Source organism: Blastococcus sp. KM273129, from assembly GCF_021698995.1.
Classification (GTDB): Bacteria; Actinomycetota; Actinomycetes; order Mycobacteriales; family Geodermatophilaceae; genus Blastococcus.
In genome coordinates this window covers 1-871 of sequence record NZ_SSXB01000179.1, presented here as the reverse complement: position 1 = coordinate 871, position 871 = coordinate 1, and the positions used below count along the sequence as shown (strand labels likewise).

1 protein-coding gene is annotated in these 871 nt (G+C 79.6%); it reads right to left on the bottom strand.

The features are described 5' to 3' along the window. Window positions 1–842: DUF222 domain-containing protein (locus tag E9565_RS21915; protein WP_236836728.1), on the bottom strand; the 842-nt coding region annotated here is incomplete at its 3' end. Window positions 843–871 lie beyond the last annotated feature (29 nt).

The window sequence follows — 871 nt, the reverse complement described above, 5'->3', positions numbered from 1 at the left end:
ACCTGCTGCTGCCAGGGGCGCAGCAGCAGGTCGGTCAGGGCGCCGGCGCGCAGCATGCCGGCCGGCCGGCCGTCGCCGGCCTCCCGCGCCGCCCGGGCGTGCTGGTCGACCGCGTCCCGGCAGGCCCGCGCGTCGGGGTGCGGGAGCAGGGCGCGCAGCTCGCTCATCCCGTCCCCGACCGGGCGCACCGTCACATCGGCGGCCCGCTGCCGCACCCTCCGGCGCCGCTCGGCCGCGGCGGCGTCGCGGGCCAGCAGCTCGGCGCGCAGCGCCGCCCGCAGCCCGCCCACGCCCAGCCCGGCCGCGCCGGGCAGCACCGCGGCCTCGGCGGCGGCGATCACCGCCGGATCGGTGTCCGCGCCGAACGCCGCCACCTCCGCGGCCAGCGCCCGGGCCCGCGGCCAGTCCAGCAGGCCCAGCCGCAGCCGGGCGAAGGTGGCCGGCAGCCGGGTGGTGAGCACCTCGGCGTGCTCCAGCAGCGTCACCGCCGCCGCCCGGCTGCCGTTGTGCGCCATCGCCAGCTCATCGGCCACGAACTCACTGGCACCGGCCGGGCCACCGTCCCCGGCGCGTTCCCCGCCCGGTGGCGGATCGGCAGGCGCCGGGCGGGCCGCGGCGAGGTCCATCACCAGCTCCACCCGCAACGCGGCCAACCGCGCCTCGGCCGCGGTGATCTGCCCCAGCAGATCGACCGCCTCACCCGCCGACCGGCGGGCCGGCAGCCACGCCGACAACGGCTCGTCCCACCGCCGCGGATCGGGATCCTCGAGCTCCCAGGGCGAGGGCAGCGGGTCCACCAGGGACACCCCCACCCCCACCTGGAAGCTCGCCACCGACGACATGACCGCAGGCTAGGCCGGGGGTACGACAC